The sequence below is a fragment of the Gottfriedia sp. NPDC057991 genome, from assembly GCF_042886615.1.
GTDB lineage: Bacteria > Bacillota > Bacilli > Bacillales > Bacillaceae_G > Gottfriedia.
Window position 1 is genome coordinate 116,326 of record NZ_JBHVQN010000001.1, and the last position, 9,485, is coordinate 125,810.

General features: G+C 35.5%; 8 protein-coding genes. 6 read left to right on the forward strand and 2 right to left on the reverse strand.

What is annotated here, in order from left to right:
* Positions 1–126: 126 nt before the first annotated feature.
* Both ACFVR2_RS00565 and obgE read left to right on the forward strand, forming a co-directional pair.
* Complete coding sequence (locus tag ACFVR2_RS00565) at positions 127–669, forward strand: Spo0B C-terminal domain-containing protein (protein ID WP_387357939.1); 543 nt, start codon at positions 127–129, stop codon at positions 667–669.
* 15 nt (positions 670–684) lie between these two features.
* Complete coding sequence (obgE, locus tag ACFVR2_RS00570; protein WP_387357941.1) at positions 685–1,971, forward strand: GTPase ObgE; 1,287 nt, start codon at positions 685–687, stop codon at positions 1,969–1,971.
* Positions 1,972–2,510: 539 nt separating this feature from the next.
* On the opposite strand, the gene ACFVR2_RS00575 is transcribed toward obgE, so the two are convergent.
* The gene (locus ACFVR2_RS00575) at positions 2,511–3,047 is read right to left on the reverse strand and encodes a transcription repressor NadR (protein ID WP_387357943.1); all 537 of its coding nucleotides are present in this window, start codon (positions 3,045–3,047) and stop codon (positions 2,511–2,513) included.
* A 15-nt stretch (positions 3,048–3,062) separates the two neighbouring features.
* Positions 3,063–4,217 carry an IscS subfamily cysteine desulfurase gene (locus ACFVR2_RS00580; protein ID WP_387357945.1) on the reverse strand — a complete coding sequence of 385 codons (1,155 nt, stop codon included), beginning with the start codon at positions 4,215–4,217 and terminating at the stop codon, positions 3,063–3,065.
* 114 nt (positions 4,218–4,331) lie between these two features.
* Between ACFVR2_RS00580 and nadB the strand changes: the two genes are divergently transcribed.
* The 4 genes from nadB to ACFVR2_RS00600 form a co-directional block, all read left to right on the forward strand.
* Positions 4,332–5,813 carry an L-aspartate oxidase gene (gene nadB, locus ACFVR2_RS00585; RefSeq protein ID WP_387357947.1) on the forward strand — a complete coding sequence of 494 codons (1,482 nt, stop codon included), beginning with the start codon at positions 4,332–4,334 and terminating at the stop codon, positions 5,811–5,813.
* 13 nt (positions 5,814–5,826) lie between these two features.
* Positions 5,827–6,654, forward strand: a complete 828-nt coding sequence (gene nadC, locus ACFVR2_RS00590; RefSeq protein ID WP_387357949.1) for a carboxylating nicotinate-nucleotide diphosphorylase — start codon at positions 5,827–5,829, stop codon at positions 6,652–6,654.
* A 25-nt stretch (positions 6,655–6,679) separates the two neighbouring features.
* Positions 6,680–7,789 carry a quinolinate synthase NadA gene (gene nadA, locus ACFVR2_RS00595; RefSeq protein WP_088014433.1) on the forward strand — a complete coding sequence of 370 codons (1,110 nt, stop codon included), beginning with the start codon at positions 6,680–6,682 and terminating at the stop codon, positions 7,787–7,789.
* 219 nt (positions 7,790–8,008) lie between these two features.
* Positions 8,009–9,485 (forward strand): LysM peptidoglycan-binding domain-containing protein (locus ACFVR2_RS00600; RefSeq protein ID WP_387357951.1); only part of this gene is annotated, 1,477 nt, incomplete at its 3' end.

Consider the following 9,485-nt stretch of genomic DNA (forward strand, 5'->3'; position numbering starts at 1 on the left):
CCTAGACTCGGCATTTTACAAGCTAAACACTAGTTTGAGACATTCAAAATGATCAATCAAAATGCCGAGTCTACATTAAATATTACCTTCATAAATACCAAAAATGTAAACCTATAGGAGAATACAATGCAGGAGAAATGGGACGTTCTAGAGGTATTAAGACATTCGCGTCATGATTGGTTAAACCGAATTCAATTAATAAAAGGTTACATGGCCACAGGTCAATCTGACCAACTAGAAGAAACGATCACGAAAATTGTTGCTGATTCTTTAAATGAAGCTAAAATTTGTTCGTTACAAATTCCAGAGTTTGCAGAATTTATCATTACCTATAACTGGAAGCCTCGTACAATTGTACTAGATTATGAAATTTTAGGGGAACCATGTTCGCTTAAAAATTTAGACGAAGTGATGACAGTATGGATTCAAAGTTTTTTAGAAAAACTAGAATCTTGGGTACATATTTATGAGGAAAATTTTGTTAGTTTAACAATTGAAATAAATGATAAAACAGTTAGTTTCTTTTTTGACTTCAGAGGTAAACTAACAAAGAAAGAAGATATGTTGAAGTGGATTGTTTCATCATCAAATGACAGTTCAAAAATTAGAATGATGTCATATTTTTGTGAAACAGAAGAATGCAGTATCGAATTTAAAATGGAAAAATAAAAGAGTGGTGGATTTATGTTTATTGATCAAGTCAAGATATATGTAAAAGGTGGAGACGGTGGAAACGGTATGGTAGCCTTCCGTCGTGAAAAATATGTTCCAAAAGGTGGCCCTGCTGGTGGAGACGGTGGTAGAGGAGCTAATGTTGTATTTATAGTAGATGAAGGTTTAAGAACATTAATGGATTTCCGTTATAAACGTCATTTTAAAGCAGATCGTGGTCAACATGGTATGTCTAAAAATCAACATGGTAAAAATGCAGAAGATATGATTGTAAAAGTACCACCTGGGACGATCGTAACAGATGCTGATTCAGGTGAATTAATAGCAGACCTTACAATGGATGGTCAAACAGCTATTATTGCAAGAGGAGGCCGTGGAGGCCGTGGAAATAGTCGATTTACATCGCCTGCAAATCCGGCTCCAGAAATAGCTGAAAATGGCGAGCCAGGTAAGGAAAGAAACATTAAACTAGAACTTAAAGTGTTAGCTGATGTTGGGTTAGTTGGTTTCCCAAGTGTTGGTAAATCAACATTATTATCTGTTGTAAGTTCTGCTAGACCAAAAATCGCTGAATATCATTTTACAACAATTGTTCCTAATTTAGGTGTTGTAGAAACTGAAGATAATCGTAGTTTTGTAATGGCCGATTTACCAGGGTTAATTGAAGGGGCACATCAAGGTGTTGGACTTGGGCATCAATTCCTACGTCATATTGAAAGAACACGTGTAATTGTTCATGTAATTGATATGTCAGGTCTTGAAGGCAGAGACCCATATGATGATTACTTAACAATTAATCAAGAGCTAAAAGAATATAATTTACGTTTAACTGAACGACCTCAAGTAGTCGTTGCAAATAAAATGGATATTCCAGAATCTGAAGAAAACTTAATTAAGTTTAAAGAACAAGTTGGAGATGAAGTTCAAATTTTCCCAATTTCTGCAGTAACACGTCAAGGTTTACGTGATTTATTATTTACAGTTGCAGATTTAGTTGAAACAACTCCAGAATTCCCACTTCATGACGAAGAAGAAGACAAACCATTACGAGTTCTTTATAAATATCAAAAAGAAGAACCTACTTTTGAGATTACTCGTGAAAGTGATGGAACGTTCGTCGTAAAAGGTGAAGAGCTTGAAAAACTATTCAAAATGACTAACTTTGAACGTGAAGAGTCAATTCGTCGATTTGCACGTCAAATGCGTGGTATGGGGATCGATGAAGCATTACGTCAACGTGGTGCGAAAAACGGAGATATCGTTAAAATTTCTGAATATGAATTCGAATTTATCGATTAAAAAATTTCTATATAAAAAGAGGGTGTCCCAAAAGTTTAAAAATTTAGGGGCAACCTCTTTTTTATTTATTCAAAAATAAAATGTTGCAAATAAGAAGTCGCCCTAAACAAATAAATAGTGAACTGCAAATAAATTTCGAGAATCGCAAATAAAACTGATACAATCGTAATTAAAATTCGATAATCGCAAATAAACTTAGCAAAACTGCAAATTAATTCCCAAGAATTGCAAATAAGATAAAGTTTTACCCATACAAGTAATGGAGTATTTTGACTTGAAATTGTACAAAAATATGGCCCTTTAAATGGGAAGGGAGCAATGTTACTCTAATTCTTCCTATTTTGACTATAAAAATGGCTGAAATGATCAATAAAAAGATCGAAAACATCAACTGCAAATTAAAGTCTGGCCGAGATACCCCTACCTTACAATAAAAAAAGGGATGCCCATGTGTTCCTTACTCTGACACATGAGGCAGTCCCCTAATCTTTTAATCAATAATATCTACCAATACTTTTTCAACCCTCATAAAGCTACACTTATGGTATATCTACCAAAAAACCTTCATTTTTTAATTGTAAGATCGCACTTTCTAGCTGCTGTTGACTATCAGCTTCTATCGTATGAAGATGTGTTCCATTTGTTAAATTAGACAGTGGGACAGAGCTGGTTTCTCCCATTTTTTGAAGAAATAAGGTTATATCATAACGGTTCGCAATTTGTAATTGGGCAGTGATATATCCATAGACAGGGTGTTCAACCATTACATCCTTAACTGTAACACCGTGATCGACTAATATTTCTAGTTCTTTTTGAGTTTCTTCAGCTGTATGGTGACAAATAATTACTTTTTTAATTTTGTCAGTTTCCTTATTAGGATGTATATAAATATAACCTTGAGCAGTTGCTAGTATAGGCTCATTTTTCGCTTTTAAAAGTGTAATATCACCTACAACTACTTGTCGACTTACATTTGCTCTTTTAGCTAAGGAATTGCCTGATAGGGGTGACTCAGACTCCTTTAACCATTGTAAAACTTTCTTTCTTCTTTCTTCCCCTAAAAGTTTTTTATTCATATTAACTTCCCTCGATTAAAAATTTTGATTAATGATTAATTTTAACACAGACGAAAATTTGATTAAGTCTTCTTCTGTTGTATGTTTCCCGATTGAAACTCTGAAGAATTGCTTTGCCTCATGAGGATCTCTTCCAATGGCTAACATCGTTTCTGAAGGTTTCTGCATGCCGATTGCACAAGCGCTTCCCGTTGAAATGGCAAATTGATGTCGATTACATTCAAGCATCACAAACTGACCTTCAAGTCCAATAATCCTCATTCCAATTATATTTGGAATACAATCTCCATCGGTACCTTCAAATTTTACAAGATAGTGAACATCTTGTAATTGTGATTTTAAAACATTTTTAAAATAGTGACATCTCTTTTGCTCTTCGTCTTGATTTTTTATTATATGTCCAGCTGCTGTTACGAATGATGCAATTGCTGGAACATTAACAGTACCAGGACGAATCCCACTTTCATGCGATGTACCGGGATAGATAGGTTGACAAGTTAATTTAGGATTTAAATAAAGGGCTCCGACCCCTTTTGGTCCATACAATTTATGACCTGAAATACTAATACTAGAAATTTCATATTTTAAGACATCTATTGCTATTTTTCCAAATGATTGTACACAATCGCAATGTAGTAAAATATTTGAAGAATTAAATAAATTTGCAATCTCGTTAATCGGTTGAATTGCTCCAATTTCAGAATTTACATGTTGAAAAATACCTAGTACAGTATCTTCACGAATTGCATTTTCAATCACTTCTAATGAGATGATCCCACTATTTGTTACCGGCAAATAAGATACTTCATATCCTTGTTCTTCCAATACTTTTAAATAATTACTAATTGAAGAATGCTCTAATGTTGTTGTTAAAATATGTTTTCCGACTTTTTTTGTACTCTTCAAGAGGGTTTGAATAGCAATTAAATTTGATTCAGTTCCTCCACTTGTAAAGTAAATTGAAGCGGGGCTAGCATTTATAAATCCCGCTAATTGTTTGCGGCATGCTTCAAGTAGCAGTGAAGCTTTTGAGCCAATATCATGTAAACTTCGCTCATTCCCAAAGTAATTTTTAGAGGCAGTGACAAATGTCTCAATTGCTTCTTCACTCATTGGAGTTGTAGCAGCATAGTCTAAATAAATCAATTTAAAGTCTCCTTTTTTACGCATTAAAAAAAAATTTCTTGTCATTAGTTTAAATATATGTAAATATAGGTGTCAAGACAACTTTTTTATCTATAAGATAAAATTTAAATAGAGGTACTGTAAATGGAGGGGGCAACTATGCGAACTGCAGACGTTGTCATTATTGGCAGTGGGATTGCTGCTTTAATGGCTGCTGAGGAAATTTGTCAGTCTAAAAATGTGATTCTATTCACAAAGAAAAAAATTTGGGACAGCAATTCGATGCTTGCACAAGGTGGAATTGCAGCAGTAATGTCAGAGGATGATTCTTGGGAACTTCATAAACAAGATACGCTCGAAGCGGGTTGTAATGTAAATAATATAGAAGCGGTAGAAGAGCTGGTAAAGAACGGAACAAAGTCTATGAAGGATCTTGTTTCTATTGGCATGGAATTTGATAAAGATGATTCAGGTCAGTTTCATCTTGGTAGAGAAGGAGCGCATCGCAAAAATAGAATTTTACATTCTGGCGGAGATGCCACTGGAAAGCATCTAGTTGAAACTGTATATGCTCGGATAAAAGATAAAATAACGATTATTGAACATGAAATGGTAATTGATTTAATCATACAAGATGGTATATGTAAGGGCATTTATATACTTAATGAAAATGGTGAATTAGAATCTTGTTTTGCAAACACGACACTTCTGGCAACGGGCGGTATTGGGGCAATGTATCAATTTAGTTCTAATAATAAGGCCATAACCGGAGATGGAATTGCTATGGCATATCGAGCGGGTTGTGAGATGGCTGATTTGGAATTTATTCAATTTCATCCTACCATGCTTTACATTAATGGGGCATGTAAAGGTCTAGTATCAGAAGCTGTTAGAGGTGAAGGAGCTTTTCTAGTAACGAAAACCGGTCGTCGCATTATGAATGGAATTCATCCTTTTGAAGATTTAGCACCAAGAGATGTTGTTAGTAGGGCGATCTTTAATGAAATGCAAAACGGAGAAGAAATCTATTTATCGATCGATATGATTGATGGATTTGAACAGCGTTTCCCAACAATTACGACCAATCTTATTAATAATGGAATTGATTTACAAAAAGGATTGATTCCAGTTGTTCCAGGTGCACATTTCCACATGGGTGGGGTGAAGACATCTGCAAACGGAGAAACGACAATTCCAGGATTGTATGCAGTAGGTGAGGTTGCTTGTACAGGTGTGCATGGTGCAAACCGACTTGCTAGTAATTCTTTATTGGAAGGGATTGTGTTTGGTAAAAAGGTTGCGAGATTTATTGCTGAGCTTCCTTTAGCTAAAATAGATGGGAATCAACCGAAATACATGATACCAAGATTAAGAACATTACCTACAAAAGATGAAATTAAAGAAATAATGATGAAGTATATCGGTATTGTAAGAAAGGAAGAAGATTTAAAGAAAGCAATCACATATTTTTCTTACTACTTAGAATCTAAAACAGTAGATTCACGCCCGATGAACAAAGAGGAATTAGAAAGATACAATATGCTAATTACTGGAAAACTAATTGCAGAAGCTGCTTTAAGAAGAAAAGAAAGCATCGGCTCACATTTTATTGAATATATAGATCAACCAGCTAATATTTGAGGAGAGAAATTTCATGAATACATTAAAAGCTAAAAAAATGATTGAGCAATTTTTACTAGAGGATATTGGAGAAGGGGATTTATCCTCAATTCATATTTTCCCAATGCATGAAAGAACAACTGGAAAAGTACTTGCAAAGGCAGATGGAGTAATTGCAGGTACTGAATTAATCGAAATAACTTATAAATTACTTCATGAAGATATCAAAGTAACACTACACGTTAAAGATGGTGAATCTGTTTTGGCAGGGCAATTACTTGCAGAAGTAGAAGGGCCAGTTCAAGTGTTATTATCAGGTGAAAGAGTTATGCTTAATCTTTTACAACGTATGAGTGGGATTGCAACGCTTACTTCAAAAGCAGTTGAAACACTAAGCGATGAGAAAATTAAACTAGTCGATACACGAAAAACGATGCCAGGTTTACGTTTATTTGATAAATATGCAGTTACTTGTGGTGGTGGAGCGAACCATCGTTTCGGTTTATATGATGCAGTGATGCTTAAAGATAATCATATTGCTTACGCAGGTTCAATAAAAAATGCAGTTGATTCATTACGAAATAAATTAGGTCATATGGTCAAAATTGAAGTCGAGACTGAAAACAAAGATCAAGTTCTTCAAGCTATTGAAGCTGGTGCAGATGTCATTATGTTTGATAATCGTACTCCAGATGAAATAAAAGAATTCGTTAAGCTTGTTCCAGAAACGATTGTAACGGAAGCTTCTGGTGGAATTACTTTAGATAATTTAGCAAGTTTTCAAAACTGTGGTGTAAATGTTATTTCTTTAGGCTGCTTAACACATTCAGCAAAAGCATTAGATATAAGCTTCTACTTGTAATATAGTAGGGATTGGAGTGGGGACAATGAACGTTTTAGATATGATACAAAAAAATGAAGGATATCAAATTCCTGATGAGTACTATAAATTATCAACTGAGGAAATGGAAAAAAGAGTAAAAGATATAAAAGAGAGATTAGGTGATGCTCTTTTCATTCCAGGCCATCATTATCAAAAGGAAGAAGTTGTAGTTTTCTCTGATTCGACAGGAGATTCTCTACAACTTGCTCAAGTTGCTGCTAATAATAAAAAAGCGAAATATATTGTATTCTGTGGTGTACATTTTATGGCAGAGACTGCAGATATTTTAACGGAAGATGAACAGATTGTTATTTTACCTGATATGAGAGCAGGCTGTTCAATGGCAGATATGGCAGATCACCACCAAACTGATCGTGCATGGGTTGAGTTACAGAAGCTTTTCGGAGACACAATTTTACCGTTAACATATGTTAATTCAACTGCTGCGATTAAAGCGTTTGTTGGTAGAAATGATGGTGCAACCGTAACATCATCTAATGCTAAAAAGGTTGTTTCGTGGGCATTCACACAAAAAGAACGTATATTGTTCTTACCTGATCAACATTTAGGTAGAAACACAGCATTTGAATTAGGTGTACCGTTAGAGCATATGGCGATTTGGAATCCAATAACAGACACTTTAGAATATGAGGGCGATCTAAATAACATCAAAGTAATACTTTGGAAAGGTCATTGCTCTGTTCATGAGAATTTTACGGTGAAAAATATTGAGAATGTACGAAAAAATCATCCAGATATGAGGATTATTGTGCATCCAGAATGTTCTAGAGAAGTTGTAGCAGCAAGTGATGACAATGGATCTACAAAATATATTATAGACCAGATTGAAGCTGCTCCTGCAGGAAGTAAATGGGCAATAGGAACTGAGATGAATCTAGTACAAAGAATTATTAAAAATCATCCTGATAAAGAGATCATTTCATTAAATCCATTTATGTGTCCATGCTTAACAATGAATCGTATCGATTTACCACATTTATTATGGTCTTTAGAAAATATCGAAAAAGGTAACATCCAAAATATTATTACAGTTGATAAACAAACTGCAAAAGATGCAATTAAGGCATTAGATAAAATGCTTGAGCTTGCTTAAAAATAAAATAACATATCATAAAAAATTTAAAATCATTTAGCTCAACTTGAGCTAAATGATTTTTTTATAGAAAAAAAAAGAATAAAGTAAATACTTATACAAGCTTACTCGTCATAAATTAAAATACCTTCTATCATAAATACAAATATTCAGACATACATTGTTGTGAGGTACTAATGTACAATCCAACGTAGAGGCAATTGGTCAGGAGGGGAAAAGGTGAGAATTCACATAGTAATAAAGGGCGATACCCTTAAGAGCATTGCTCAAAAATATAACATCGGCTATGAAGAGATAGTTAAATTAAATGCCCAACTAAGTAATCCAGATATGATTTATCCTGGCATGAAAATAAAAGTGCCAGAAAGGGGTGAAAAGCCAGCCCCATTAGGTTCTAAAAAGGAGGTACAGCAACCTAAGCCAAGTGTTGCTTTGGAGGTAGAAGAAGGAGAACAAGTTCAACCTGTAGCACAGCCACAGCCTACAGCTGAACAACCAAAACCTGCTGTCCAACCGAGTACAAAGCCTGCTGAAAATTATAATATTAATGTAGAGGTTACACCGACAGTAAAACCTGTAATTCAGGTACCTATTCCACCTGCAAAACCGACTGTATCACCTGCGACAAATAATGCGAATCAACAAGTATCTCCTGTTCAAACTGGAAAACCAAATGCGAACATACCGCAAGTTGTTTCGCCAGTGGCAGTTAAAATTCCTATAAATGAGAATAAATCAAATGTGAACACCAAGGGAGGACAAAGCATGTCAGAGAAAAAGAACTACTTCCCAGGATCATTGGTTTCTCCATCAACACCAAGTCCGCAGGTATCTCCTATGGAGACAGGAAAGCCAAATCAACAAGTATCACCAGTAGCAACAGGAAAACCAAATCAACAAGTATTGCCAGTAGCAACAGGAAAACCAAATGCACAAGTATTACCTGTAGCAACAGGAAAACCAAATGCACAAGTATCACCAGTAGCAACGGGGAAACCAAATGCACAAGTATCACCAGTAGCAACAGGAAAACCGAATATGCAAGTATCACCAGTAGCAACAGGAAAACCGAATATGCAAGTATCACCAGCAGCAACAGGAAAACCGAATATGCAAGTATCACCAGCAGCAACAGGAAAACCAAATATGCAAGTATCACCAGTAGCGACAGGAAAACCAAATATGCAAGTATCACCAGTAGCAACAGGAAAACCAAATATGCAAGTATCACCAGTAGCAACAGGAAAGCCGAATGCGCAAGTATCACCAGTAGCTACTAATAAAGCACAAACATTACCAGCATATATGGGACCGAATGCACCACAAACATTACCAGCATATATGGGACCGAATGCACCACAAACATTACCAGCGTATATGGGGCCAAATGAAAACTTCCCACAAACGTTACCAGCGTATATGGGACCAAATGCACCACAAACATTACCAGCGTATATGGGGCCAAATGCACCGCAAACATTACCGGCATATATGGGGCCAAATGCACCACAAACATTACCGGCATATATGGGGCCAAATGCACCACAAACATTACCAGCGTATATGGGACCAAATGAAAACTTCCCACAAACGTTACCAGCATATATGGGACCAAATGCACCGCAAACATTACCGGCATATATGGGACCAAATGCACCGCAAACATTACCGGCATATATGGGACCAAATGCACCGC

What these genes read in the sequence shown, in the direction of transcription:
- ACFVR2_RS00565 (WP_387357939.1), top strand. Translation starts at nt 127, where the DNA reads ATGCAGGAGAAATGGGACGTTCTAGAGGTATTAAGACATTCGCGTCAT.
- nadC (WP_387357949.1), top strand. Translation starts at nt 5,827, where the DNA reads ATGAATACATTAAAAGCTAAAAAAATGATTGAGCAATTTTTACTAGAG.
- obgE (WP_387357941.1), top strand. Translation starts at nt 685, where the DNA reads ATGTTTATTGATCAAGTCAAGATATATGTAAAAGGTGGAGACGGTGGA.
- ACFVR2_RS00575 (WP_387357943.1), bottom strand. Translation starts at nt 3,047, where the DNA reads ATGAATAAAAAACTTTTAGGGGAAGAAAGAAGAAAGAAAGTTTTACAA.
- ACFVR2_RS00580 (WP_387357945.1), bottom strand. Translation starts at nt 4,217, where the DNA reads ATGCGTAAAAAAGGAGACTTTAAATTGATTTATTTAGACTATGCTGCT.
- nadA (WP_088014433.1), top strand. Translation starts at nt 6,680, where the DNA reads ATGAACGTTTTAGATATGATACAAAAAAATGAAGGATATCAAATTCCT.
- nadB (WP_387357947.1), top strand. Translation starts at nt 4,332, where the DNA reads ATGCGAACTGCAGACGTTGTCATTATTGGCAGTGGGATTGCTGCTTTA.